A 26267-nucleotide genomic window follows, 5' to 3' on the forward strand; every position below is an offset into this window, starting at 1 on the left:
GCCGTTCATCGTTGAAACATTCCAGCCCACTATCTGGCCTTCTATTTCTGTTGTGGTAGATTCCACGCGCATTTATGGGAAAGTGCAGCACCTTATTCTTATTTTTTCTTCATTTGAAAAGTAATCAGCGAAATGAAAAGGCATAGAAGCGTCAATTTGTTGTTGATGTTGGTATTACTGGTGGCGGTGGGTCAGATGGCGCAAACCATTTATATCCCCGCGATTGCTGATATGGCGCGTGAACTGAACGTTCGCGAAGGCGCGGTGCAAAGCGTAATGGCTGCCTACCTGCTGACCTACGGCGTGTCACAACTGTTTTACGGCCCGCTTTCCGACCGCGTAGGTCGTCGCCCGGTGATCCTCGCCGGGATGTCTATTTTTATGCTGGCTACGCTGGTCGCCATTACTACCCATAGTCTGCCGATATTGATTATCGCCAGTGCCATCCAGGGTATGGGAACAGGCGTCGGCGGTGTGATGGCGCGCACCCTACCGCGAGACCTGTATGAAGGTACTCAGCTTCGTCACGCGAATAGTTTGTTAAATATGGGTATCCTGGTCAGTCCGCTGCTGGCACCGCTGATTGGCGGCATGCTGGATACGCTGTGGAACTGGCGCGCTTGCTATATTTTTCTGCTGATTCTGTGTGCGGGCGTCACATTTAGCATGGCGCGCTGGATGCCGGAAACGCGTCCTGCTGGTGCGCCACGTCCACGGCTTATTGCCAGCTACAAAACCCTGTTTGGCAACGGCGCATTTACTTGTTACGTGCTGATGTTGATCGGCGGTCTGGCAGGCGTTGCCGTCTTCGAAGCCTGCTCTGGGGTATTGATGGGCGCGGTCCTGGGTTTAAGCAGCATGGCGGTCAGTATCCTGTTTATTCTGCCTATTCCGGCGGCGTTTTTCGGCGCATGGTTCGCCGGTCGCCCTAACAAGCGGTTTTCAACGCTAATGTGGCAGTCGGTGACCTGCTGTCTGGTTGCCGGGCTGATGATGTGGCTCCCAGGTTTGTTTGATGTGATGAACGTCTGGACACTGCTGGTTCCTGCCGCGTTGTTCTTCTTCGGTGCGGGGATGCTGTTCCCACTGGCAACCAGCGGCGCAATGGAACCTTTCCCGTTCCTGGCAGGTACTGCCGGCGCACTGGTTGGTGGCTTACAGAACATTGGATCTGGCGTGCTGGCGTGGCTCTCCGCGATGCTACCGCAGACCGGACAAGCCAGCCTCGGCCTGCTGATGACCCTTATGGGGCTGCTGATTTTTGTGTGCTGGCTGCCGCTGGCGTCACGCGTGTCACATCAGGGACAGGCGGTTTAAGCGTATGATGGCCCGGCTTATCGCCGGGCTTTTCACATTCCGGCGCAATCATCGTATTAATCAACGGTTCCAGTGCCGGACGCCAGGCACCTTCTTCACCATCATAAAACTGCGTATCAGCATTGATTGCATAGGGGATTTTCGCCTTGCGCAGTTCACATGCCATAAACCGTGCAAACGCAGTTTGCGCAGCAGACGCAGTTTGCGCAGCAGACGGCGTATTTTTGATGGTTTCTCCCGGTGACCACCCCCCCACCCAACTGACATGGCCCGTTTTCTGTTGCCAGTGAATGGCAGTATTAATACGGGCGCGAATGGCGGCTTTTTCTGCCGCAGTCCCCGACGTCCAGGGGTACTTACCGTTATTTTTTAGCGGCCCCCACGGGAAGATATGCCATTCAGCCAGAACGGTATTCTGGCTTTGCGGCGGTAATTTCAGATTAGGCAAATCTTCCGGTGCCGCGCGCAGCCGCGGAGCAATGAAAATCATCCGCTGCGGCGAAATGGCGTGAATTGTGCGAATCGTTTTGTCGTACACCCGATTGAGCGAAGTCTGATTGTGATTAAGCTTATCGGCAGGCTCATAAATCAGGTCAAAACCCAGCAACGGCGAGCTTTGACCAAAGTAATGCGCCACCGCGACCCACCAGTTAACCACCTCTTTTTCGTTGCCACTATTGGGGTCTTTTTTATATTCATCGGCCTGATAAGCAATAATCGGGATCACGCCGTATTGCTCGCAAGCCTCTACCAGCTTGCGCAAATGGATGAGCCTGGCTTCTGTTGGCTCACCGGCCACACGAATACGCACATGAGAGATCCCCTTCGCCTTGAAATCCCGTACCACTAGCGGATCGAACTCGCGGATACCGCGATCGGTGCGAGCCCAGTCTACGTCCATTCCAACCCCAAGCTGCTGCGCATACAACGCCGCCGTCAGCGCAGGAGGCGCGGCATACACAGCGGCACTGGCTAACAGTAAGAGGGAAACAATCGGCTTTAACACGGTCGTCCTTACGCAAATCATCAGGTGTGATATCACGTATTTAGCATGATTTTTGATACCTGGTGTAGAGAGAAAGCGTAAAAAAATTCGCTGCCCGCTTATTTAACCTGCTCCTGCAGCCAGCCAATAAATGCCTCGATTTTTGGCCACTGCCTGCCGGGTAACGTGGTGATGTAATAGTGTTGATGGCATTTCAGCGCCATATCACCGAAAGGCGCGACCAGCTCCCCGCTGTCGAGGCGCTTTTGTACCAGTCTCTTTCGGCCCATCGCTACGCCGATATGGTTCATCGCCGCAATGACCGCTAAATCAGAACGATCAAAGCCGATACCCGATGATGTCGGCAAATTCACGGCAAAATGCTGCGCCCAACTGTGCCATTCATCGGTCCCGGAGTCGTTGCTCCATGCCTGTCTGTCGTGCAACAACGTGCAGTGCGACAGATTCACTAGCGACCCCGTAAGGTCATAACGACGGGCATAGTCCGGGCTGCATACCGGCAGGATCGCTTCATCCATCAGGAAATGGTGCGTGAGCTGTGCAGAGGGGGCATCGTCAAAATAAATAGCCAGATCAACCCCGGCACGTTGCAGATTGACGTTGTCATTCCCGGTCAGCATGGTCAGCGAAATCGACGGATAGCGACGGGTAAAGTCACCAAGCGCCGGAACCAGCCAGCACTGTGCGATGGAGGGGCGTGAGTACACCGTGAGCGTCCCGGACAGCTCCTGGTTTTTGATATCGAGGATTTCCTGATTCAGCGTATCCAGCGACGATTTCAACGCCCAGAACACCCGTTTACCTTCGTGAGTGAGCTCCACTTTGCGGTGAGAACGAACAAACAGCTGAATCCCCAACTCTTCTTCAAGCTGATTAATACGGTGGCTGACGGCGCTGGGGCTTAAGGAAAGTTCGTCTGCCGCCAGCGCAAACGACTGATGCCTGGCCGCCACTTCAAAAGTATACAGTTTTGAGAGTTGCCAACCATTGAGCAGCCGATTTCTGACTTCGCGAAGGGGGTCCATATTCACCTCTTTCATCGTGAATTGTTCGCCGGAGTGTAAAAAAAATCGCTGCAAAAATCAGCATAAAGATGAATCAAGATGAACCATATCGCATAAACAATGCGTAATTAGATGTAAATCACGCATTTGATTCAACCTGGCTCATGTGAAAGAGGATTTTTATCGTTTGTCAGACTGTGCCTTATTTTTGTCCAATACCCCTATATTAATCACAGGGCAAGGTGAGTTATGCACTCTCAAATCTGGGTTGTGAGTACGCTGCTGATAAGCATCGTATTAATCGTTTTGACCATCGTGAAGTTCAAATTCCACCCGTTTCTGGCATTGCTATTAGCCAGCTTCTTCGTGGGTACGATGATGGGCATGGGACCGCTGGATATGGTCAATGCCATTGAGAGTGGCATCGGCGGTACGCTGGGCTTTCTCGCTGCCGTAATCGGTCTTGGTACCATTCTTGGCAAAATGATGGAAGTGTCCGGCGCGGCAGAACGCATCGGTCTGACGTTGCAGCGTTGTCGCTGGCTTTCCGCCGACGTCATTATGGTGTTGGTCGGCTTGATTTGCGGCATCACGCTGTTTGTCGAAGTCGGCGTGGTGCTGTTGATCCCACTGGCTTTTTCTATTGCTAAAAAAACCAACACCTCGCTGCTGAAACTGGCGATCCCGCTGTGTACTGCACTGATGGCTGTACATTGCGTGGTACCGCCACATCCGGCCGCCCTGTTCGTGGCGAACAAGCTGGGCGCGGATATTGGCACCGTGATTGTTTATGGTTTACTCGTGGGTTTAATGGCATCGCTGATCGGCGGGCCGCTATACCTGAAATTTCTTGGCAACCGTCTGCCATTTAAACCCGTACCGACTGAGTTTTCCGATCTCAAGGTACGCGATGAAAGTACGCTGCCCTCGCTGGGTGCCACTCTGTTTACCGTGCTGCTGCCGATTGGCCTGATGCTGGTAAAAACCGTTGCTGAGCTGAACATGGCGAAAGGCAGCACGGTATATACGCTACTGGAGTTTATTGGTAACCCAATCACCGCGATGTTTATCGCCGTTTTCGTGGCCTATTACATCCTCGGATTGCGTCAGCATATCGGCATGGGCGCGCTACTGACGCATACCGAAAATGGTTTTGGCTCCATAGCCAACATTCTGTTGATTATCGGCGCAGGCGGCGCATTCAACGCTATCCTGAAAAGCAGTGGGCTGGCGGATACCCTCGCGCTGATCCTCTCGAATATGCACATGCACCCGATTCTGCTGGCATGGCTGGTAGCACTGATCCTGCATGCTGCAGTGGGTTCTGCCACCGTTGCCATGATGGGTGCGACTGCGATTGTGGCCCCTATGCTACCGCTTTACCCGAACGTCAGCCCGGAGATCATCGCTATTGCCATCGGTTCTGGTGCAATTGGCTGCACAATCGTTACAGATTCCCTCTTCTGGCTGGTGAAGCAGTACTGCGGCGCGACGCTGAATGAGACGTTTAAGTACTATACAACCGCGACATTTATCGCGTCCGTCATTGCACTGGCTTGCACATTCCTGCTTTCCTTTATTATCTAAGCGCAACGAGACTGACTATGGAAAACATGCACAAACTTATCGCCCAGTATCCTTTAGTGGAAGATCTGGTCGCCCTCAAGGAAACGACCTGGTTTAACCCTGGCACGACCTCTCTTGCGGAAGGTTTACCCTATGTTGGCCTGACAGAGTACGACGTTCAGGGTGCCCACGAGCGCCTGACTCGCTTTGCGCCGTACCTGGCAAAAGCGTTCCCGGAAACCGCGGTCAACGGCGGCATTATTGAATCTGAGCTGGCCGCCATACCGGCCATGCAAAAACGACTGGAACAAGAGTACGAGCAACTTATCCACGGCGAACTGCTGCTGAAAAAAGACAGCCATCTGCCAATTTCTGGCTCAATCAAAGCCCGTGGTGGTATTTATGAAGTACTGACACACGCCGAAAAACTGGCGCTGGAAGCCGGTCTGCTGACCACGGAAGATGATTACAGCATCCTGCTTTCTCCTGAGTTCAAACAGTTCTTCAGCCAGTACAGCATCGCGGTGGGTTCAACCGGCAATCTGGGGATGTCTATCGGCATCATGAGCGCCCGCATCGGCTTTAAGGTGACGGTACATATGTCTGCGGACGCCCGCGCATGGAAAAAGGCTAAGCTGCGCAGCCACGGCGTTACCGTTGTGGAGTACGAAGAAGATTACGGTGTGGCAGTTGAACAGGGGCGTAAGGCAGCCGAGTCTGATCCGAACTGTTTCTTTATCGACGATGAAAACTCCCGCACGCTGTTTTTAGGTTATGCGGTTGCCGGACAGCGCCTGAAGGCCCAGTTTGCACAGCAGGGACGAGTGGTAGATGCTGACCATCCGCTGTTTGTTTATCTGCCGTGCGGCGTGGGTGGTGGCCCTGGCGGGGTGGCATTTGGTCTGAAGCTGGCATTCGGTGACAACGTTCATTGCTTCTTCGCAGAACCGACTCATTCACCGTGCATGCTGTTGGGGATTTACACCGGACTGCACGACACGATTTCCGTACAGGAGATTGGTATCGACAACGTGACAGCGGCAGATGGGCTGGCAGTCGGTCGCGCATCGGGCTTCGTAGGCCGGGCAATGGAGCGTCTGCTCGACGGTCTGTACACCCTGGATGACCAGACGATGTACGATATGCTGGGCTGGCTGGCACAGGAGGAAGGTATTCGTCTTGAGCCGTCAGCACTGGCTGGCATGTCTGGTCCGCAACACGTTTGTGCCTCCACTGATTACCAGCAGATGCATGGATTCAGCGCAGAACAGCTTAATAACGCCACCCATCTGGTATGGGCCACCGGCGGCGGTATGGTGCCGGAAGCCGAAATGGCGCAATACCTGGCGAAAGGTCGCTAAACGCCATTGACCTTAACGCAGCATCGCCATCAGTTCCATCGGTGAGCGATGCTGTTTAATCAGATCGCGCATGACGCGCATATGTGGTGATGAGTGTTCAAAGAAGGCCTGATATCCCGCACACAGCACGTTTTCCCCGAGAATATCCCCATGCACGGGGCAATCACCACGGTAAAATTGCGATAAGGAACATGACCGGCAACGCGCGCTCTGCAGTGAGGTCGAGTGCCGTTCAATTTGTACCGCCAGACCGCACCATCGACGCAGCGTTTTATCAAAAAGCTGAATAGATACCCGATTAATATCTTCACGAACCCAGATATCAAATATCGTATTTAAAAAATGTCCCCACCCTTCTGGTGTGACAGATTCAGCCGTCAGGTTGCCTGCTTCATCGCGCTTAATCAGGGGGGTAAACTGTACGAAATGAACATCGCCTTGTCGTAAATCACGGTACAGTTCAATTGGTTGCAAACTCTTCTGGTGATCTATCACCACCTTTAAAATACCCTCACTAACATCCATGTCCTCACATACTGTCATGCAAAATTCCCGATATATACGATAAGTTGGCGAATGTGTGTTACAGCAAACAGTATTGCAAGGGATAACACCGAGAGGGAGATCATAAATTTGTCACGCACCGCGCGAGATTCAGAAAAATCGCTATGCGTAACATCCATCAGGTTACGGCTACGGGTATAGCGCCAGAGAATAATCGCCACAATCGCCAGCACAGCTAGCGAAATCCAGAATAACGCTCCCGCCTGATGCCAGTTATGCTTAATCGCCAGCGCCATCAGTGCACCATAGCCCAGCAACGTGCGAAACCAGGCAAGTGATGTCCGTTCCGGTTGTAGACCAGGATCGGATTGGCGACGAGCCTTACGACTATCCGGCATACAGCACCAGCGCCATAACAATCACCGCCACAAGCGTCAGCATGACGCTGATAATCAGCAGGCTGTTGGTGTACGGCATGTCCTCTTTCAGACGCATCGCCTTTTCATTTCGCAACCAGCGCAGATAACCGTAGATCGCCAGCCCCCCCGCAAACAGACACAGCAACAAAGCAAGTGCCTCACGGATGACCGGCGTAGCAAAGTCCGGGGCCAGTTGATCAAGGCCCACTCCGGCGGCCAGAAACCCCAGCGCGGTGCGGACCCACGCCAGAAAGGTACGCTCATTTGCCAGCGAGAAGCGGTAATCGGGTGCTTCCCCGAGACGGGAAATCTTCATCAGAGCTCCTTCAATGTTGTTATCTGGTCGTTATACCGAAACAGTAAAGGAGTATGAACCTGATTCTCAAACGTAAGGCAACTTAATGTGATGGGGCGGGAAAAGAGAGGCACATCTTTAGTTTAGGCCGGACACGTTCATTGCATATCCGGCCTATAAATTGGTTTTTACCCCATTCCCCAAAAAATCACCGCCAGCAGTTGCGGGGTAATAATGCGCAGGAACATCACCAACGGATAAACGGTGGCGTAGGAGAGCGCTGCTGCGCCACTGGTGGCATGCAGGTTATTGGCAAATGCCAGCGCGGGAGGATCGGTCATCGAGCCGGCCAGCATGCCGCACAGCGTCAGATAATTCATTTTGGCAAAGATGCGCGCCAGCAAACCGACGGTAATCAGCGGAACGGCGGTAATAAAAATACCGTATCCCACCCAGCTCAAGCCATCGCCCTGCGTCAGCGTATTCACAAAATCGCCACCGGATTTCAGACCAACCACCGCGAGAAAGAGCACAATACCCAGCTCACGCAACGCCAGGTTCGCGCTGGGAGGCATAAACCAGTACAGCTTACCGATACTGCCAATACGCCCCAAAATCAGCGCCATAATCAGTGGACCACCGGCCAACCCCAGTTTTAATGCCACCGGGAAACCGGGGATAAACAGCGGGATTGAACCCAACAAAACCCCAAGCCCGATCCCGATAAACACCGGCAACATCTGCACCTGCTGCAGTTTTTGCTGTGCGTTACCCACAACATTGGCAACGGCATCAATCGACGAAGGTCGCCCCACCAGATTCAGGATATCGCCAAATTGCAGACTGGCATCGCTGCTGGCGACCAGCTCAACGCCCGCGCGGTTCAGACGGGAAATCACCACGTCGTAACGTTCTTTAAAGTGCAGGTCACGGATCCGCTTGCCAAGCACCTGTTCGTTGGTCACAACGACACGTTCAACGCGCAAATCCGTGCCTCGCGTTGACAGTGAAGTGTCCACTTCCTGCCCAATCACCACCTTCGCATTATGCAGATCGCCAGGCTGTCCGACCAGGTGGAGCAGATCGCCCATCTGGATAATCGTCCCCGGCGACGGCACCATTAACGTTTCATCTCGCTTCAGGCGTGAACAGATGATTTTGTCGCTGTTCAGAATGGGGACATCCTGAATCGCCATATTATTGAGGTTCGGGTTTTCGACACGAATATTCATCGTCTGAATCAGCGTATGACCGTTGGTCAGCGTTGATTCATGCTGCTGAGCTTCGGACTCAACGTTCACGCGGAAAATGAGGCGCATCAGCCACATCGTGAGCAAAATACCGCAAATACCGAAAGGATAAGCCATGGCATAGCTCATCCCCATCTGATCGACCACATCCCCCGGCGTACCCAGATCGCGCAGAATTTGCTGCCCGGCACCCAGTGCGGGTGTATTGGTGACCGCACCGGAGAAGATTCCCAGCACCACGGGCAGCGGAATAGCGAAGATCTTATGCAGAAGCGCGGTGACCAGCCCCCCGATAATCACGATCAGCACTGCAAACAGGTTCAGACGCAGTCCTGAAACACGCAGTGAGGCAAAGAAACCCGGCCCTACCTGGATGCCGATGGTATAGACGAAGAGTATCAGGCCAAATTCCTGAATAAAATGCAGCATATCGCCGCTCAGGGTTATCCCTGCCTGATCGACAAAGTGTCCGACAATAATACCGCCGAACAGCACGCCTCCGATGCCAAAACCAACGCCCCGAACTTTAATGTTGCCGATCCATAACCCGACAACCGCCACCAATGCCAGAACACTGACCGTCAATGCTATATCACTCATTCTTCTGTTCCCTGTGAATAACATTATTAATGAAGAGGATTCTCGCAGAGTACAGGCGCAATGTATGGGTGGTAAAGCACAAAAAAGCCCCGTCATTTCTGGCGGGGCAAAGGCTTGGAGCTATTTAGCTATTTAATGCGGGACGTTCGCTGATGGCGATACGTTGTGGAGCAATGGTTTCAGGCTCATTACGGGTCAAATCAATATGCAGCAAGCCATTGGTGAAGCTTGCGCCGGAGACTTCCATATTTTCAGCCAGCGTAAAGCTCAGGCTGAAGGATTGAGTGACCAGCCCCTGATGCAACCATTTGGTCTCTTTTTCCGGCTGCTGCGGCGTACCTTTTACGGTCAGACGTGTGCCTTCCAGTTGAATATCCAAATCGTCCTGGCGGAAACCGGCTAACGCAAGGGTAATGCGGTAGTGGTTATCATCGCTCTTTTCGATGTTATAGGGTGGGAAGCTTTGGCTTTCACCGGCGTTTTGTAATGCATTGGCCAGTTTGTCAAAACCGATCCATTGACGCAGCAGTGGGGATAAATCGTAGTTACGCATAATATTCTCCTTCTAAGAAGCGAGTAAGTACCTTTCGGCTCCCTGACGGCAAGCCTGTGCTTAGCAGGGCCGCGCAAGCGGCCCGACAGATAAATTAGTTGATTTCGATGCGGCGCGGTTTGTTCGCTTCAGGAATCACGCGCTCAAGCTCGATATACAGCAGACCGTTTACCAGGTTTGCGCCGCGAACATGGATGTTCTCCGCCAACTGGAACTTGCGTTCAAAGTTGCGCTCAGCAATACCCTGGTACAGGTAAGTACGTTCTTTTTGCTCGTCCGCATGGGCGCCTTTCACCACCAGCAAATTATCCTGGGCGGTAATTTCCAGCTCGCTTTCAGCAAAGCCCGCAACAGCAATTGCAATGCGGTAGTGGTTTTCGTCTACCAGCTCAACGTTGTACGGAGGGTAGCCACCATTGCTTTGGCCCTGGTTGTTTTCCAACAGGTTAAACAGACGATCAAATCCAATAGCAGAACGGTATAGCGGGGATAAATCAAAGTTACGCATAATCAATAGCTCCTGAAATCAGCGAGAATGTTGGACCTTCCATCTTGGACAGGTCAGGTAGCCAGGACACCCCTCAGGCATGCCCTTCATTTGTCTACATCCTAAAAATGGGTCTTAATACAAACTTTTCAAGCGTACTCCTCTGACTTTTTTTGCAGTTTGTTGTCTTTTGCATACACTGGGGGGAGCAGTCGTTATCGTTAAATCGCGATTGCCGCCACAGTGCGACAAGATGGTGATGTTATTTTCGCAACGGATCGCTTTAACTCACCATGCAAACACGATGATTAGCAGATGAAATAATGATGATAAAAAAAATGGTGTTAACACTGATGATGTGCAGCGGGATGGTTTTTATAAGCGGCTGCTCCAGCGTGATGTCACATACCGGAGGAAAAGAAGGGACCTATCCAGGTACCCGTGCCAGCGCCACAATGATTGGCGATAGCGATACGAACTGGGGAACAAAGTCGTTGGCTATTCTGGATATGCCTTTTACTGCGGTTCTGGATACGGTACTGCTCCCGTGGGATCTCTTTCGCAAAGATAACTCGGTCCGATCTCGCGTAGAACAGAGCGAGGAGAGAACGCAAGCCACCAACGCCGTTATCCCCCCCGCTCAAATGTCTGCGCCTTAAGTTAACGTCCGGTTTCTGTCACCCATATCTGGCGGAAACCGTCGACGTCTTCCATCCATGCAACCTGTCGGCCATCAGGAGAGAAGACAATCGCCTCTGCTGAAGGTGGGTTACCATGGCTGGTCGTTAAAAATTCAATCTCTCCAGTCCGCGCATCGCAGCAGGCAATTCGGTTTTCCAGCACAAAGCCCAACCATCGACCCGACGGGTGCCAGTTAAACGCAGACTGAATATCGGTCGTACAACGGGTCAGTTGACGCGGTGTACCGCCCAGCACAGAAATTAGCCATAGCTGCACAATACCGCTGTCATCACGCATCAAAAACGCAATTTCGGATGCCTCTGGATTGCTGCGTACCCAATGGCGCGGTTGATTCACCAGCCCCGGGAAGGCGCGGTCGTGAGTAAACGTCAGGCGTCGCTGAACGATACCGGCTGGTGGCGCAGGCATTGTTGCTTCCGTTCCCTCCAGAGGCGTATCGCCAGGCTGTTTCCAGCCGCTTTCATCGTGTGGCAAATCAACGATAAACAGTTCCGGTACTTTTTCGCCACTGACAGACAACGTATCGCCGATAAAGGCCAGCGTATGATTTCCTACCCAACCCTCTTCATAAGCACGGTTAATCTCATCGCTGCCCGGTTTTGGCTTCGGCGTTGTCTGACTTACCAGTACACACCAGTGGCTCCCGCTGTACTCACGCGGGTGATCTGCTGACACAGTCACCGGGCCATACGGCGTAGCCACGCCAACGTTACGTAAATCCAGCGCAGGGGAACGCTCACGCAGCACATGGTCGTTATAGGTAAAGCTGACAAACTCACCGTTCGGGCTAAAGACATGCACATGACTGCCGCCACGCAGCGCACCTGGCGTGTATGGGGCGGTAATATCCATCGCGTCCAGATTCGCTACCTCGGTTTGCGTAGCAATGACACCACGGCGATGATGGAAGTCGTAATACCATGATTCATCTGGATTTTCAGGCCCGTGAATGAACACATATTTTTCATTTTTTGGATGAACGGTCACCACGCCGACGTGTGCCCCCTGCGTCGCACGATAAATCACCTCAACCTCGCCGGTGTGAATATTGACGCGTTCAATCGTCTCACCGGTAAACGATGCCCCGGAAGGACGCACATCAAAAACCAGCCACTGGCTGTCCGGCGTCCAGGTATTGATATTGGTCAGTTGGTGATTACGCGGCGTAAAGGTGATTTGTTTCATAGGATGCCCTGATACGAGACAATTTCAGCAATCATACTTCACAAGGACTTCACTTTCAGGCTTTAGCGTATGCCCATCTCACTTATTACGGGCAGAAAAATGGAACATTTTGATGTGGTGATTATCGGTTTAGGCCCCGCTGGTGCGGCGCTGGCGCGGCAGTTGAGCGGAAAAATGCACGTAATTGCTCTGGATAAAAAACGCCAGTGTGGCACTGAAGGATTCACCAAACCCTGCGGAGGTTTACTGGCTCCTGACGCCCAACGTTCGTTTATCCGCGACGGGATAACCTTGCCCGTTGATGTCATCGCCAATCCGCAGATATTTAGCGTTAAAACGGTTGATGTTGCCGCTTCTTTGACGCGTAACTACCAACGCAGCTACATTAATATCAACCGCCATGCTTTTGATTTATGGATGAAATCACTCATCCCTGACGATGTCCAGGTATACCACGACAGCCTGTGTCGGAAAATCTGGCGCGAGGACGATAAATGGCATGTTATCTTTCGCGCCGACGGTTGGGAGCAACAGATCACCACACGTTATCTGGTGGGTGCAGATGGCGCCAATTCACTGGTACGCCGTCATCTCTATCCCCGGCACCAAATCCGAAAATATGTCGCTATTCAACAATGGTTTGCGGAAAAACATCCCGTTCCGTTCTATTCCTGTATTTTTGATAATGACGCAACTGACTGCTATTCATGGAGTATCAGCAAAGACGGTTATTTTATCTTCGGTGGTGCCTACCCGATGAAGGACGGTCAGGCACGCTTTGACGCGCTGAAAGCCAGGATGAAGGTCTTTAATTTCCAGTTTGGTCAGCCGGTGAAAAGCGAAAAATGTACGGTGCTGTTCCCATCACGCTGGAAAGACTTCGTTTGCGGCGAGGAGAACGCATTTCTGATTGGCGAAGCGGCTGGATTTATCAGCGCCAGTTCACTGGAAGGGATTAGTTATGCGCTGGACAGCGCAGAAATCCTCAAATCTGTACTCTTGCAGGAAACGGTCGACAAAAATAAAACCTATCACAAGGCGACCCGCAAACTGCGTACTAAGCTGTATGGCAAGATCCTGAAGAGCCGGGTATTAACATCAGCACTAACCCGTAAATGGATAATGCAAAGCGGCATGGCGCATATTCCCTTGGGTCAGGAGGTGGAGCCCGCCGTAACGCCTGACGGCCTGATTAAAGAACATTAGCCGACGCGCTTCACATCCCCCACCAGCGGAACCGTAATACCGCCCAATCCGCCAATAAAGTTAAATACACCGCCGGTGAGGCCAATCAAGCGCATCGGCGCCAGCGAAGAGACCAGCGACCAGGTGATAGACGCAAAACCATTGCCGAAGAAGGCGATGGCCATCAGCGTCATAATCCACACCGGATCGTTGGTGTAGTTCGCGCCCATGATGCAGGTCGAAATCAGCAGGCCACAGATAATCGGCGTTTTACGCGCCACGCCCAGTGAGAAACCCTTTTTCACCAGCTTGTCCGCCAGCCAACCGGAAAGCAGCACGCCAAAGAAAGCTGCAAGGAACGGTACGGTAGTCATAAAACCAGCCTGCAGAGCGGTGATGCCTTTCTCCTGGGTTAAATAGTTAGGAAACCAGGTCAGGAAGAACCACAGCGTAGAGATGACCGCAAACTGCCCCAGATAAACGCCCACCAGCTTGCGGTGGAATACCAGTTTCCAGTCCGCGAGAGTCAGTGGCTGACGTGACTCTTTTTTCACAGGCGCATCACCATCCACCAGGCCACCGCCGTCACGAATGTAGTCCAGCTCGGCTTTGGTGATGTTTTTGGTCAAGCGTGGCGGCTGGTACACCTTAATCCAGATAAACGACCAGATGATGCCAATCCCCCCGGTAATAATGAATACCCAGTGCCAGCTCAGTATCTCCTGAATCCAGATCAGCAGCGGTGTGAGGAACGCCAGACCAACAAATTGCCCCGATGTGTAGAAACCAACAGCCGAGGCGCGCTCGTGCTCCGGGAACCAACTGGTCACCATGCGGTTATTGGTTGGGAATGCGGGGGCTTCAAAAATTCCGGTAATGGCGCGCAGGCCAATTAACGACATTAACCCTGTCGCAAATCCCCGAAACAGGGGCGCCACCGACCAGCCGAGAATGGCGATAAAATAAGTCATGCGCGACCCTACCCGATCAAGAAACCAACCACCGGGGATTTGGCACAAGGTATATAACCAGGCAAACGCAGAAAAGACATATCCCATTTCAGCTTTGGTAATTCCAAATCCTTCCTGAATATGCGCAGAAGCAACCGCCTGGTTGGCGCGGTCAACATAACAAATCACAACCGTAATGCGCTAAATAATTTGTGCTGGGAAAAGGCATAAAAAAACCCGCGATCAACGCGGGTTGTAACCAGGCAGGGCGAACTTAATTCAGCACAAATTTCTCGATAGCATACGCTACGCCGTCTTCGAGGTTGGATTTAGTCACGAAGTTGGCGATTTCTTTTACGGATGGAATGGCGTTGTCCATTGCCACACCGACACCAGCGTATTCGATCATCGCGATATCATTTTCCTGATCGCCAATCGCCATGATTTCTTCGGCTTTAATGCCCAGCGCATCGGCCAGCGATTTCACTCCAGTGCCTTTATTAACGCGTTTGTCCAGTATTTCGAGGAAGTACGGCGCACTTTTCAACACGGTGTACTTCTCTTTTACTTCTGCAGGTATGCGCGAAATGGCTCGATCGAGAATTTCCGGCTCATCAATCATCATCACTTTCAGGAACTGGGTCGCCGGATCCATCTTCTCAGCTTCGCAGAACACCAGCGGAATAGTCGCGACAAAAGACTCATGCACCGTGTAGTAACTGATATCACGGTTGGCGGTATACAGTGTGTTGCGATCCAGCGCATGGAAGTGGGAGCCAACGTCACGGGAGAGTTGTTCAAGATAGCGATAATCGTCATAGCTTAACGCCGTTTGCGCAACCGTACTGCCATCCCCCGCTTTCTGTACCAGCGCACCGTTGTAGGTTATGCAGTAGTCACCGGGTTGTTCCATGTGAAGTTCTTTCAGGTAGCTATGGACGCCGGCATATGGACGACCAGTGGTCAGCACTACGTTCACACCACGCGCACGCGCCGCGGCAATCGCCGTTTTGACCGCAGGTGAAATGGTGTGATCGGGCAGCAGAAGTGTGCCATCCATGTCGATAGCAATAAGTTTGATAGCCATGAGTTCCCCGGATGAAATGATACCATCCTCATGCTAACGCGATTCCGCTCAAAAAACAGCTACGAAAAGGGGGATAGAAAAGAGACCGGGGTGCCCCTTTTGCAGGCAAAAAAATACCCGATTGCACAATACAACCGGGTAGATTTGTCCAGATTAGCGATTAGATATCGATATTCGCCGCTTTCAGGGCGTTCTCTTCGATAAAGGCACGACGTGGTTCAACCGCATCCCCCATCAGGGTGGTGAACAACTGATCGGCAGCAATCGCATCTTTTACGGTCACACGCAGCATACGACGGCTTTCCGGATCCATGGTGGTTTCCCACAACTGTTCCGGGTTCATCTCGCCCAGGCCTTTATAACGCTGAATCGCGAGGCCGCGACGGGACTCTTTCACCAGCCAGTCCAGCGCCTGCTCGAAGCTGGCTACCGGCTGACGACGCTCGCCACGTTCGATAAACGCATCGTCTTCAATCAGGCCGCGCAGCTTCTCACCCAGCGTGCAGATACGACGGTATTCGCCACCGGTCACAAACTCGTGGTCCAGTGCGTAATCGGTATCCACGCCGTGCGTACGCACGCGAATAATCGGCTCGAACAGCCCTTGCTCGGTGTTTTCTTGAATGTCGAACTTCCACAGGCTACCGTGCTGTTCGTTTTCATTCAGTTCAGTCACCAGCGCATTAACCCAACGGGTTACGGTCTGCTCGCTCGCCAAATCGGCTTCTGTCAACGTTGGCTGATAAACCAACTCTTTCAGCAGCGTTTTCGGGAAGCGGCGTTCCATACGGCCGATCATTTTCTGCGTCGCATTGTACTCAGAAACCAGTTTTTCCAGCGCCTCACCCGCCAGCGCCGGAGCGTGGGCATTGGTGTGCAGCGTAGCACCATCAAGGGCGATAGAGATCTGGTACTGATCCATCGCTTCATCGTCTTTGATGTACTGTTCCTGCTTGCCTTTTTTCACTTTGTACAGCGGTGGCTGCGCAATATAAACGTGACCGCGTTCCACGATTTCCGGCATCTGACGATAGAAGAAGGTCAACAGCAGCGTACGGATGTGCGAACCATCGACATCCGCATCGGTCATGATAATGATGCTGTGATAGCGCAGTTTATCCGGGTTGTACTCATCGCGACCGATGCCGCAACCGAGCGCGGTAATCAGCGTCGCCACTTCCTGAGAAGAGAGCATCTTGTCGAAGCGAGCCTTCTCAACGTTAAGAATTTTACCCTTCAGCGGCAGGATCGCCTGGTTCTTACGGTTACGCCCCTGCTTCGCAGAGCCGCCCGCGGAGTCCCCTTCCACTAGGTACAGTTCAGAGTGAGCCGGGTCGCGTTCCTGACAGTCCGCCAGTTTGCCCGGCAGGCCCGCTAAGTCCAGCGCACCTTTACGACGGGTCATTTCACGGGCACGACGTGCCGCTTCACGGGCACGCGCAGCGTCAATAATTTTGCCGACAACAATTTTGGCGTCAGACGGGTTCTCAAGCAGGTATTCGCTCAGCAGTTCGTTCATCTGCTGTTCTACCGCCGATTTCACCTCGGAAGAAACCAGTTTGTCTTTGGTCTGAGAGGAGAATTTCGGATCCGGTACTTTTACCGATACGACGGCAATCAGGCCTTCACGGGCGTCGTCACCGGTGGCGCTAACTTTCGCTTTTTTGCTGTAGCCTTCTTTGTCCATGTAGGCATTCAGAGTACGGGTCATCGCCGCACGGAAACCTGCAAGGTGAGTACCGCCATCACGCTGCGGAATATTGTTGGTAAAGCAGTAGATATTTTCCTGGAAGCCATCATTCCACTGCAGCGCAACTTCAACGCCAATACCGTCTTTTTCGGTGGAGAAATAGAAGATATTCGGGTGGATCGGTGTTTTGTTCTTGTTGAGGTACTCAACAAACGCTTTGATGCCACCTTCGTAATGGAAATGGTCTTCTTTGCCATCGCGCTTGTCGCGCAGACGAATCGATACGCCGGAGTTCAGGAATGACAGCTCGCGCAGACGTTTCGCCAGAATGTCATATTCGAACTCAACAACATTGGTAAAGGTTTCGTGGCTTGGCCAGAAACGGACCTGGGTACCCGTCAATTCTGTTTCGCCGGTTACCGCCAGAGGTGCCTGCGGCACACCGTGCACGTAAGTTTGCTGATGCACTTTGCCTTCACGGCGAATCACCAGCTCCAGCTTCTGCGACAGGGCGTTAACGACGGATACACCTACGCCGTGCAGACCACCAGACACTTTATAGGAGTTATCATCGAACTTACCGCCTGCGTGCAGTACGGTCATGATAACTTCTGCCGCCGAAACGCCCTCTTCCGGGTGAATACCGGTTGGGATACCACGGCCATCATCGGTAACGGACACGGAGTTATCAGCGTGAATCGTCACAACGATATCTTTACAGTGACCCGCGAGCGCTTCGTCGATAGCGTTATCTACTACCTCGAATACCATGTGGTGCAGACCGGTGCCGTCATCCGTGTCGCCGATATACATACCCGGGCGCTTACGCACCGCATCCAGCCCTTTCAGGACTTTGATACTGGAGGAGTCATAAGAATTCGACATCAACGTTTCTCGCTCATTTTATCTTGGGTTAATCCGTTATTTTACCCTTTTCCACGGTGAACATCTTCGAATTTTTGTCCGACATGTCCAGAACGTGTTCAGCGCTGATTGCGCTGACAAAGACCTGAGATTGCGTGGCTTTTAAGCGGCTGGCCAGCAGTCCGCGACGCGCATCATCCAGTTCAGAGGCAAAATCATCTATCAGGTACAGGCAGCGCCGTCCGCTTTCACGGGTCAGGTACTCCCCTTGCGCCAGACGTAAGGCGCACATCAACAGCTTTAGCTGCCCACGCGACAACGTATCTTCCACCGGCGCACCGTCGGCGCGTATACGGAAATCCGCCTTGTGCGGGCCGTGCGCGGTGTAGGTCAACATGCGATCGCGTTCAAAACTACGTTCCAGCACTTCAGCGTAGTCGCTCTCTTTCTCCCAGCCGCGCTGAAAAGAGAAAGAAAGGGAAAACTCAGGAAGAAACTGCTGACAGGTATCCGTCATATCCTGCGCGATACCGGCGCTGTACTCCGCGCGCCAGGTGCTGATTTGTTCCGCCAGCGGGATCAGTTCTTTATCCCACGGACGCAGCTGTTCATAACGACTCACCTGGCGCAGCGCCGCGTTACGCTGTTTGAGCAGACGCTTCAGGTTGCTCCAGGCGGTGAAAAATCCAGCTTCATTGTGAAAGCATCCCCAGTCAAGGAACGCTCTTCTGTATTTGGGGCCACCGTTGAGTAAAGTAAACCCTTCAGGCGTTATCAGTTGCATCGGCATCAGGTGCGCCAGTTCTGCGACCTTATGCCCGTCAGTGCCATCAATGCGTACTTTACTGTCGCCCTGTTTGTCTTTCGTCAGGCCAATCGAGGTCTCACGCTCTTCACCCTGTAAACGCCCGTGGAGGACAAACGATTCCTGCTCGTGGCGAATCACGCGGCCAATTTGCAAACTACGGAACGCGCGGCCATGGCCAAGCGTATAAATGGCCTCCAGCACGCTGGTTTTGCCACTGCCGTTAGCGCCGACCAGGAAGTTAAAGCCGGGAGATAAAGCAAGATCCGCGCTTTCAATGTTGCGAAAATCTTTGATTAGCAGTCGGGATAGCGACATATCAACTCATAACCAGGGCGTTATCGGCGCAGTGAGTCTGGTTACGGCCAGCGCACAGCAACCGGAGCGTACTGGAGTACGTGAGGATTGCGAGCACTGCCCGGAGCCAGAATAACAAGTAAGATAGCCCGATATTCTTTACAAGCGCATTGGCATAACAACATAGGCAGCCGACTGTGATGCGGCATCTTCAATTTGGACGCTGGAAACAGAGTCGGTCAGCATAATGCGCACATTTTCGCACTTCAGCGCATTAAGTACGTCCAGCACATAGCTGACGTTAAAACCAATTTCCAGTTCAGTGCCCGGATAAGTGACGTCGAGGATCTCTTCCGCCTCTTCCTGTTCCGGGTTGTTGGCCGTGATTTTGAGCTGGTTTTCACTGACATACAGACGCACGCCGCGGAATTTCTCGTTAGAAAGAATTGCCGCTCGGGCAAACGCCTGTTTGAGAATATCGCAGCCCGCCTCCAGATGTTTGTCCGGGTTCTTCGGCAGTACACGACGGTAATCCGGGAAACGTCCATCCACCAGTTTGGAGGTAAAGATGAAATCGCCCACGTGTGCGCGAATGTTGTTGCTGCCGATCTGCACGCGCAGCGGATTGTCGCCGCCGTCGAGCATACGCATCAGTTCAATCACGCCTTTACGCGGCACGATCACCGAATGGTTGGGCAGCGATTGGCCAACCGGCATTGAGCACACCGCCAGACGGTGACCGTCGGTCGCCACGGTACGCAGTTCTTCGCCTTCGGTTTCAAACAGCATACCGTTTAAGTAATAACGCACGTCCTGATGCGCCATTGAGAACTGCGTGGCTTCAATCAGACGCTTCATCGTTGCCTGCGGCAAGGTGAATTCGACTTCGCTCTGCCAGTCATCCAGATTCGGAAAGTCAGCGGCAGGTAATGTGGACAGCGAGAAACGGCTGCGGCCAGAACGCACCAGCATACGGTCGCCTTCCAGTTGAACGGCAATTTCCGCACCTTCCGGCAACCCACGACAAATGTCGAAGAATTTACGCGCCGGAACGGTGGTTGCACCAGGCTCATGAGCCTGGATCAGTGCCACGCGCGCCACCATCTCCATTTCGAGATCGGTACCGGTCAGAGAAAGCGTACCATCCGCCACCTGAAGCAACAGGTTTCCGAGGATCGGCAGTGTAGGACGACCACCCAGCGGGCCGCTGACCTGCTGAAGCGGTTTTAATAAATGTTCACGTTCAACGGTAAATTTCATAGCGTCACGAAGATAATGTTCTGATTAAATTGGAGAAATCTTCTTTAATATCATGGCTTTCTTCACGCAACTGCTCAATCTTGCGACAGGCATGAAGCACGGTAGTATGGTCACGCCCACCAAACGCATCGCCAATTTCCGGCAGACTGTGGTTAGTGAGCTCTTTTGCCAGCGCCATCGCCATCTGACGCGGACGAGCTACCGAGCGAGATCGACGCTTAGAAAGCAGATCCGCAATTTTGATTTTGTAATACTCCGCCACCGTCTTTTGAATATTGTCGATGGTGACCAGTTTTTCCTGCAATGCCAGTAAATCGCGCAGCGCTTCGCGCACGAAATCGATAGTGATCGCCCGGCCAGTAAAGTTAGCGTTGGCGATCACGCGGTTCAGTGCGCCTTCCAGCTCACGCACGTTAGAGCGTAGGCGCTTGGCAATAAAGAACGCCACCTCACCCGGCAGACGAATGTCGTTTTCATCTGCTTTTTTCATCAGGATCGCTACGCGCGTCTCCAGTTCAGGCGGTTCGATCGCTACCGTCAGCCCCCAGCCGAAGCGGGATTTCAGACGATCCTCAACGCCGTTGATCTCCTTCGGATAGCGATCCGATGTCAGGATGATCTGCTGATTACCTTCCAACAGGGCATTAAAGGTGTGGAAAAACTCTTCCTGGGATCGTTCTTTATTAGCAAAGAATTGAATGTCGTCAATCAGCAACGCATCAACGGAACGGTAATAGCGTTTAAACTCTTCGATCGCATTGTTTTGCAGGGCTTTAACCATGTCCTGCACAAAACGCTCGGAGTGCATATACACCACTTTTGCGTTCGGCTTACGCGCCATAATGCCGTTACCCACAGCGTGCAACAGGTGGGTTTTACCCAGACCTGTACCGCCATAAAGGAATAACGGATTGTAGGCGCCGCCAGGATTGTCCGCCACCTGACGTGCCGCCGCGCGCGCCAGTTGGTTAGATTTACCTTCAACGAAGTTATCAAACGTATGTTTGACATTGACGTTAGAGCGATAGGTAGGTTCTGCCGGGGCCGGTACGTTATCCCAGCCGGGGCGCGCCGCCGGAACGACCCGTTGCGGTTGCACTTGTTGAGCCACATGCGCAGGTGTAACGATGTTATTCACCGGCGTCTTCAGCGTTTGCGTGACAGGTTTAGTGCCGACCTCAAAACGCAGCTGTGGGGCGTCCGCTCCGCAGAAATTATTCAGCAATCCATTAATATTATTGAGGTATTTATCCCTTACCCAATCGAGCACAAAACGGTTTGGCGCATACAAAGCCAGCGTGTTATCGCTCAGTTCCGCCTGCAACGGGCGTATCCACATACTGAATTCTGTGGCTGGTAACTCATCCTGCAATCGGGCAAGACACTGCTGCCAAAGCGAAAGTGACACGGCGGACTCCACTCGAACAAAAGTCGATAAATGACAAAGGCTGAAACATTCATGATTGTTGACGCACATCGACAAGACCCTATGCAAAGGGTGACGTGCGAATTGCTATCTGCAATTTTAACCCGATCAGGATCCATTGAAACGATCGGGACCGCGGATCATAGCGTAAACTGAGAAAGAGATCTTCTGTTTCTCACAGATTCTTCCCGATTTATCCACAGGATGATCCAGAATCGGCTAAGTGTAAACGATCCTGGAGAAGTGCTGCAGGTTTTCGCGCGCATATTGAAAAAATTAATGAGTAAAGATGCTTTACTGCTTAAACGATCTAATAAAGATCCCGAGCGATCCTTGCGCTTTATCCACCAGCCCGTATAATTCTTACCCCCAGCGAGTAACGGTCGCCTTACGGCGTCAACGCTGCCTGTTTTTTACACAAAACTACGTGAAAAAAAACGGGATATAAGGAAAGAGAATTGACTCCGGAGTGTACAATTATTACAATCCGGCCTCTTTAATCACCCACACTGTGGCGTAAGTCGTTCGAAATTCGTTCGGGTATACGCAAAAGTCAGTGAATTTATTCAAGTTTAGGTAGAAATCGCCATGAAACGCACTTTTCAACCGTCTGTACTGAAGCGCAACCGTTCTCACGGCTTCCGTGCTCGTATGGCAAATAAAAATGGTCGTCAGGTTCTGGCACGTCGTCGTGCTAAAGGCCGTTCTCGTCTGACCGTTTCTAAGTAATAAAAGCTAGCCCCTGAGTGGTTAAGCTCGCATTTCCCAGGGAGTTACGTTTGTTAACTCCCACTCATTTCACATTCGTCTTCCAGCAGCCACAACGGGCTGGCACGCCGCAAATCACCATCCTCGGCCGCCTGAATTCGCTGGGGCATCCCCGTATCGGTCTTACAGTCGCCAAGAAAAATGTTAAACGTGCACATGAACGCAATCGGATTAAACGTCTGACGCGTGAAAGCTTTCGTTTACGTCAGCACGAGCTTCCAGCAATGGATTTCGTGGTGGTGGCTAAAAAAGGGGTTGCCGACCTCGATAACCGTGCTCTCTCGGAAGCGTTGGAAAAATTATGGCGTCGCCATTGTCGCCTGGCTCGCGGGTCCTGATAGCCCTCATTCGGGTCTATCAACGCCTTATCAGTCCGCTGCTTGGGCCGCATTGCCGTTTCACTCCAACCTGTTCGAGCTACGGAATTGAGGCATTGCGCAGGTTTGGAGTGATAAAAGGCAGTTGGTTGACGGTGAAACGCGTATTAAAATGCCACCCTTTACACCCTGGTGGTGACGATCCCGTCCCGCCCGGACCATTTGATACCAGAGAACACTAACGATGGATTCGCAACGCAATCTTTTAGTCATCGCTTTGCTGTTCGTGTCTTTCATGATCTGGCAAGCCTGGGAGCAGGATAAAAATCCGCAACCTCAGGCCCAACAGACCACGCAGACAACGACCACCGCAGCGGGTAGCGCCGCCGACCAGGGCGTACCGGCCAGTGGCCAGGGGAAACTGATTACGGTTAAAACTGACGTGCTTGATCTGACCATCAACACCCGTGGTGGTGATGTGGAACAGGCTTCACTGCCAGCTTACCCGAAAGAACTGGGTTCTACCGAACCGTTCCAGTTACTGGAAACCACGCCACAGTTCATCTACCAGGCACAAAGTGGCCTGACAGGTCGTGACGGCCCGGATAACCCGGCTAACGGCCCGCGTCCGCTGTACAACGTCGAAAAAGACGCCTTTGTACTGGCTGATGGTCAGAACGAACTGCAGATCCCGATGACCTATACTGACGCAGCGGGTAACACATTCACGAAGACGTTTGTCCTCAAACGTGGTGAATATGCTGTCAACGTTAACTACAGCGTGCAGAACGCCGGCGAGAAACCGCTGGAAGTCTCCACCTTTGGTCAGTTGAAGCAATCCATCAATCTGCCCTCTCATCGCGACACCGGTAGCAGCAACTTTGCACTGCATACCTTCCGTGGCGCAGCGTACTCCACGCCTGATGAGAAGTATGAGAAATACAAATTCGACACCATTGCTGATAACGAAAACCTGAACGTCAATGCTAAAGACGGCTGGGTTGCAATGCTGCAACAGTATTTCGCAACGGCATGGGTTCCGCGTAACGACGGCACCAATAATTTCTACACCGCTAATCTGGGTAATGGCATTGCCGCTATCGGCTATAAATCTCAGCCGGTACTGGTTCAGCCAGGACAGACTGGCGCGATGACCAGCACCCTGTGGGTTGGCCCGGAAATTCAGGATAAAATGGCGGCCGTTGCACCGCACCTGGATCTGACCGTGGATTACGGCTGGTTGTGGTTTATCTCTCAGCCGCTGTTCAAACTGCTGAAATGGATCCATAGCTTCCTGGGTAACTGGGGCTTCTCCATCATCGTTATCACCTTTATCGTTCGTGGCATCATGTACCCGCTGACCAAAGCGCAGTACACCTCCATGGCGAAGATGCGTATGCTGCAGCCGAAGATTCAGGCAATGCGTGAGCGTCTGGGCGATGATAAACAACGTCAGAGCCAGGAAATGATGGCCCTGTACAAAGCTGAGAAGGTTAACCCGCTGGGCGGCTGCTTCCCGCTGATCATCCAGATGCCAATCTTCCTGGCGTTATACTACATGCTGATGGGCTCCATTGAACTGCGTCATGCGCCGTTCGCGCTGTGGATCCATGACCTGTCTGCACAGGACCCGTACTACATCCTGCCGATCCTGATGGGCGTGACGATGTTCTTCATCCAGAAGATGTCTCCGACCACCGTGACCGACCCGATGCAGCAGAAGATCATGACCTTTATGCCGGTCATCTTCACCGTGTTCTTCCTGTGGTTCCCGTCAGGTCTGGTGCTGTACTATATCGTCAGCAACCTGGTAACCATTATTCAGCAACAGCTGATTTACCGTGGTCTGGAGAAACGTGGCCTGCATAGCCGCGAGAAGAAAAACTCCTGATTCGGTGTAGGCCGGATTAGGCGAAGCCGCCATCCGGCAAACGGAACATAAAGTAAAGGGCGGTCATTAGACCGCCTTTTTTATTGCATGACAAAGAGACATATCATGAGCCATAACGACACCATCGTCGCTCAGGCCACCCCACCGGGACGTGGTGGTGTGGGTATTCTGCGCATCTCCGGCCTTAAAGCCCGCGAGGTTGCCGAAACCGTACTGGGTAAACTGCCAAAACCGCGCTATGCCGACTACCTGCCGTTTAAAGACGCGGATGGCAGCGTGCTGGATCAGGGGATTGCGCTGTGGTTCCCTGGCCCGAACTCCTTTACCGGTGAAGACGTCTTAGAGCTTCAGGGTCACGGCGGTCCGGTTATTCTCGATCTGCTGCTTAAACGTATTCTGACGATTCCCGGCCTGCGCATTGCCAGACCGGGTGAGTTCTCCGAGCGCGCATTTCTTAACGATAAGCTCGATTTAGCCCAGGCTGAAGCCATTGCCGACCTGATCGACGCCAGCTCTGAACAGGCGGCACGCTCGGCGCTAAATTCCTTACAGGGTGCGTTCTCCGCACGTGTGAATCACCTTGTGGAAGCACTCACTCACCTGCGCATCTACGTGGAAGCGGCGATTGATTTCCCGGATGAGGAAATCGACTTCCTGTCTGACGGCAAAATTGAAGCCCAGCTCAATAGCGTGATGGCCGATCTTGATGCCGTACGTGCCGAAGCACGTCAGGGCAGCCTGCTACGCGAAGGCATGAAGGTGGTGATTGCCGGGCGTCCTAACGCCGGTAAATCAAGTCTGTTGAACGCCCTCGCTGGCCGTGAAGCAGCTATTGTCACCGATATCGCCGGCACCACCCGCGACGTGCTGCGTGAGCATATCCATATCGACGGTATGCCGTTGCACATTATCGATACCGCTGGTCTGCGCGACGCCAGTGACGAAGTTGAACGCATCGGTATTGAACGCGCCTGGCAGGAGATCGAACAAGCTGACCGCGTACTGTTTATGGTTGATGGCACCACCACCGACGCGGTTGACCCGGCGGACATCTGGCCAGACTTTATTGCGCGTTTACCTACAAAACTGCCGATTACCGTCGTGCGTAACAAAGCGGATATCACGGGTGAAACGCTGGGTCTCAGCGAAGTAAATGGCCACTCACTGGTTCGCCTCTCTGCACGTACCGGCGAAGGTGTTGACGTACTGCGCAACCATCTCAAACAGAGCATGGGTTTTGAAACCAATATGGAAGGCGGTTTCCTGGCGCGTCGTCGTCATTTGCAGGCACTGGCAGAAGCCGCAGAGCATCTTCAGCAGGGTAAAGCTCAGCTATTGGGGGCATGGGCCGGAGAATTGCTCGCAGAGGAGTTGCGCCTTGCACAGCAAAACCTCAGTGAGATAACTGGAGAATTTACTTCCGACGATCTGCTGGGCAGGATTTTCTCCAGCTTCTGTATCGGTAAATAACGATGTGT

The 26267-nt window shown here is 52.7% G+C and carries 25 protein-coding genes, 1 pseudogene and 1 other annotated feature; of the genes and pseudogenes, 11 read left to right on the plus strand and 15 right to left on the minus strand.

The window, feature by feature from the left end:
* The first annotated feature begins 132 nt into the window (after positions 1–132).
* Complete coding sequence (gene emrD / locus OGX95_RS15285; protein WP_286630036.1) at positions 133–1317, plus strand: multidrug efflux MFS transporter EmrD; 1185 nt, start codon at positions 133–135, stop codon at positions 1315–1317.
* On the opposite strand, the gene OGX95_RS15290 is transcribed toward emrD, so the two are convergent.
* Together OGX95_RS15290 and dsdC are read right to left on the minus strand one after the other, a co-directional pair.
* A complete protein-coding gene (locus OGX95_RS15290; RefSeq protein WP_286630037.1) occupies positions 1244–2344 on the minus strand; it encodes a cellulase family glycosylhydrolase in 1101 nt (366 codons plus the stop codon). The two genes, emrD and OGX95_RS15290, sit on opposite strands and share 74 nt — an antisense overlap.
* A gap of 77 nt (positions 2345–2421) precedes the next feature.
* Entirely contained in the window at positions 2422–3348 is a 927-nt protein-coding gene (dsdC, locus tag OGX95_RS15295; RefSeq protein WP_286630038.1) for a DNA-binding transcriptional regulator DsdC, read from the minus strand.
* 228 nt (positions 3349–3576) lie between these two features.
* On the opposite strand from dsdC, the gene dsdX reads away from it, so the two are divergent.
* A complete protein-coding gene (dsdX, locus tag OGX95_RS15300) occupies positions 3577–4914 on the plus strand; it encodes a D-serine transporter DsdX (protein WP_286630039.1) in 1338 nt (445 codons plus the stop codon).
* A gap of 17 nt (positions 4915–4931) precedes the next feature.
* Positions 4932–6254, plus strand: coding sequence for a D-serine ammonia-lyase (dsdA, locus tag OGX95_RS15305; protein ID WP_286630040.1), 1323 nt, complete (start codon positions 4932–4934; stop codon positions 6252–6254).
* Positions 6255–6266: 12 nt separating this feature from the next.
* Here dsdA and OGX95_RS15310 read toward each other — a convergent pair whose 3' ends face one another.
* From OGX95_RS15310 to ibpA, 6 genes are all read right to left on the minus strand, one after another.
* The gene (locus OGX95_RS15310; RefSeq protein WP_286630041.1) at positions 6267–6797 is read right to left on the minus strand and encodes a radical SAM protein; all 531 of its coding nucleotides are present in this window, start codon (positions 6795–6797) and stop codon (positions 6267–6269) included.
* Entirely contained in the window at positions 6794–7156 is a 363-nt protein-coding gene (locus OGX95_RS15315) for a DUF202 domain-containing protein (RefSeq protein ID WP_286630042.1), read from the minus strand. Before OGX95_RS15315 ends, OGX95_RS15310 begins: the two co-directional genes overlap by 4 nt.
* Positions 7146–7493, minus strand: a complete 348-nt coding sequence (locus OGX95_RS15320) for a YidH family protein (protein WP_286630043.1) — start codon at positions 7491–7493, stop codon at positions 7146–7148. Before OGX95_RS15320 ends, OGX95_RS15315 begins: the two co-directional genes overlap by 11 nt.
* 167 nt (positions 7494–7660) lie before the next feature.
* Positions 7661–9322 carry a putative transporter gene (locus OGX95_RS15325; protein ID WP_286630044.1) on the minus strand — a complete coding sequence of 554 codons (1662 nt, stop codon included), beginning with the start codon at positions 9320–9322 and terminating at the stop codon, positions 7661–7663.
* A 124-nt stretch (positions 9323–9446) separates the two neighbouring features.
* On the minus strand, positions 9447–9875 hold the full coding sequence (ibpB, locus tag OGX95_RS15330) for a small heat shock chaperone IbpB (RefSeq protein ID WP_286630045.1): 429 nt from the start codon (positions 9873–9875) through the stop codon (positions 9447–9449).
* Positions 9876–9969: 94 nt separating this feature from the next.
* Positions 9970–10383, minus strand: coding sequence for a small heat shock chaperone IbpA (ibpA, locus tag OGX95_RS15335; RefSeq protein ID WP_040231504.1), 414 nt, complete (start codon positions 10381–10383; stop codon positions 9970–9972).
* Positions 10377–10449, minus strand: a sequence feature (ROSE (Repression Of Heat Shock gene Expression) occurs in the 5'-region of heat shock genes and acts as an RNA thermometer to modulate expression.). It overlaps the preceding gene by 7 nt.
* 239 nt (positions 10450–10688) lie before the next feature.
* Between ibpA and OGX95_RS15340 the strand changes: the two genes are divergently transcribed.
* The gene (locus OGX95_RS15340; protein ID WP_286630085.1) at positions 10689–11021 is read left to right on the plus strand and encodes a YceK/YidQ family lipoprotein; all 333 of its coding nucleotides are present in this window, start codon (positions 10689–10691) and stop codon (positions 11019–11021) included.
* Position 11022: 1 nt separating this feature from the next.
* On the opposite strand, the gene OGX95_RS15345 is transcribed toward OGX95_RS15340, so the two are convergent.
* On the minus strand, positions 11023–12249 hold the full coding sequence (locus OGX95_RS15345) for a YidR family protein (protein ID WP_286630046.1): 1227 nt from the start codon (positions 12247–12249) through the stop codon (positions 11023–11025).
* Positions 12250–12348: 99 nt separating this feature from the next.
* Here OGX95_RS15345 and cbrA point away from each other — a divergent pair, with 99 nt between their 5' ends.
* Positions 12349–13455 (plus strand): colicin M resistance lipid reductase CbrA, encoded by a 1107-nt coding sequence (gene cbrA / locus OGX95_RS15350; protein WP_286630047.1) that lies wholly within the window; start codon positions 12349–12351, stop codon positions 13453–13455.
* Positions 13456–13475: 20 nt separating this feature from the next.
* Here cbrA and OGX95_RS15355 read toward each other — a convergent pair.
* The 6 genes and pseudogenes from OGX95_RS15355 to dnaA form a co-directional block, all read right to left on the minus strand.
* Positions 13476–14582: pseudogene (locus OGX95_RS15355) on the minus strand (D-galactonate transporter); the annotation flags it as partial.
* A 76-nt stretch (positions 14583–14658) separates the two neighbouring features.
* Positions 14659–15471, minus strand: coding sequence for a sugar-phosphatase (gene yidA / locus OGX95_RS15360; protein WP_286630048.1), 813 nt, complete (start codon positions 15469–15471; stop codon positions 14659–14661).
* A 160-nt stretch (positions 15472–15631) separates the two neighbouring features.
* The gene (gene gyrB / locus OGX95_RS15365) at positions 15632–18046 is read right to left on the minus strand and encodes a DNA topoisomerase (ATP-hydrolyzing) subunit B (RefSeq protein WP_286630049.1); all 2415 of its coding nucleotides are present in this window, start codon (positions 18044–18046) and stop codon (positions 15632–15634) included.
* A 28-nt stretch (positions 18047–18074) separates the two neighbouring features.
* On the minus strand, positions 18075–19148 hold the full coding sequence (recF, locus tag OGX95_RS15370; RefSeq protein ID WP_286630050.1) for a DNA replication/repair protein RecF: 1074 nt from the start codon (positions 19146–19148) through the stop codon (positions 18075–18077).
* A gap of 138 nt (positions 19149–19286) precedes the next feature.
* Entirely contained in the window at positions 19287–20387 is a 1101-nt protein-coding gene (gene dnaN, locus OGX95_RS15375) for a DNA polymerase III subunit beta (protein ID WP_137382192.1), read from the minus strand.
* 4 nt (positions 20388–20391) lie between these two features.
* On the minus strand, positions 20392–21795 hold the full coding sequence (dnaA, locus tag OGX95_RS15380) for a chromosomal replication initiator protein DnaA (protein WP_286630051.1): 1404 nt from the start codon (positions 21793–21795) through the stop codon (positions 20392–20394).
* Between the two features lie 297 nt (positions 21796–22092).
* On the opposite strand from dnaA, the gene OGX95_RS23020 reads away from it, so the two are divergent.
* The 6 genes from OGX95_RS23020 to mnmE all read left to right on the plus strand — a co-directional run bounded on the left by OGX95_RS23020 (position 22093) and on the right by mnmE (position 26259).
* Entirely contained in the window at positions 22093–22173 is an 81-nt protein-coding gene (locus OGX95_RS23020; RefSeq protein ID WP_418222139.1) for a hypothetical protein, read from the plus strand.
* A 228-nt stretch (positions 22174–22401) separates the two neighbouring features.
* Entirely contained in the window at positions 22402–22542 is a 141-nt protein-coding gene (rpmH, locus tag OGX95_RS15385; RefSeq protein ID WP_003023858.1) for a 50S ribosomal protein L34, read from the plus strand.
* A 17-nt stretch (positions 22543–22559) separates the two neighbouring features.
* The gene (gene rnpA, locus OGX95_RS15390; RefSeq protein WP_003844432.1) at positions 22560–22919 is read left to right on the plus strand and encodes a ribonuclease P protein component; all 360 of its coding nucleotides are present in this window, start codon (positions 22560–22562) and stop codon (positions 22917–22919) included.
* Positions 22883–23140 (plus strand): membrane protein insertion efficiency factor YidD, encoded by a 258-nt coding sequence (gene yidD, locus OGX95_RS15395; protein WP_003023846.1) that lies wholly within the window; start codon positions 22883–22885, stop codon positions 23138–23140. The genes rnpA and yidD overlap by 37 nt, the downstream gene beginning before the upstream one ends.
* A 2-nt stretch (positions 23141–23142) precedes the next feature.
* Positions 23143–24789 carry a membrane protein insertase YidC gene (gene yidC / locus OGX95_RS15400; protein WP_048213774.1) on the plus strand — a complete coding sequence of 549 codons (1647 nt, stop codon included), beginning with the start codon at positions 23143–23145 and terminating at the stop codon, positions 24787–24789.
* Positions 24790–24894: 105 nt separating this feature from the next.
* Complete coding sequence (gene mnmE / locus OGX95_RS15405; protein ID WP_286630052.1) at positions 24895–26259, plus strand: tRNA uridine-5-carboxymethylaminomethyl(34) synthesis GTPase MnmE; 1365 nt, start codon at positions 24895–24897, stop codon at positions 26257–26259.
* The last annotated feature ends 8 nt before the right edge of the window (positions 26260–26267 follow it).

The sequence above is a fragment of the Citrobacter sp. Cu233 genome, assembly GCF_030332225.1.
Classification (GTDB): domain Bacteria; phylum Pseudomonadota; class Gammaproteobacteria; order Enterobacterales; family Enterobacteriaceae; genus Citrobacter.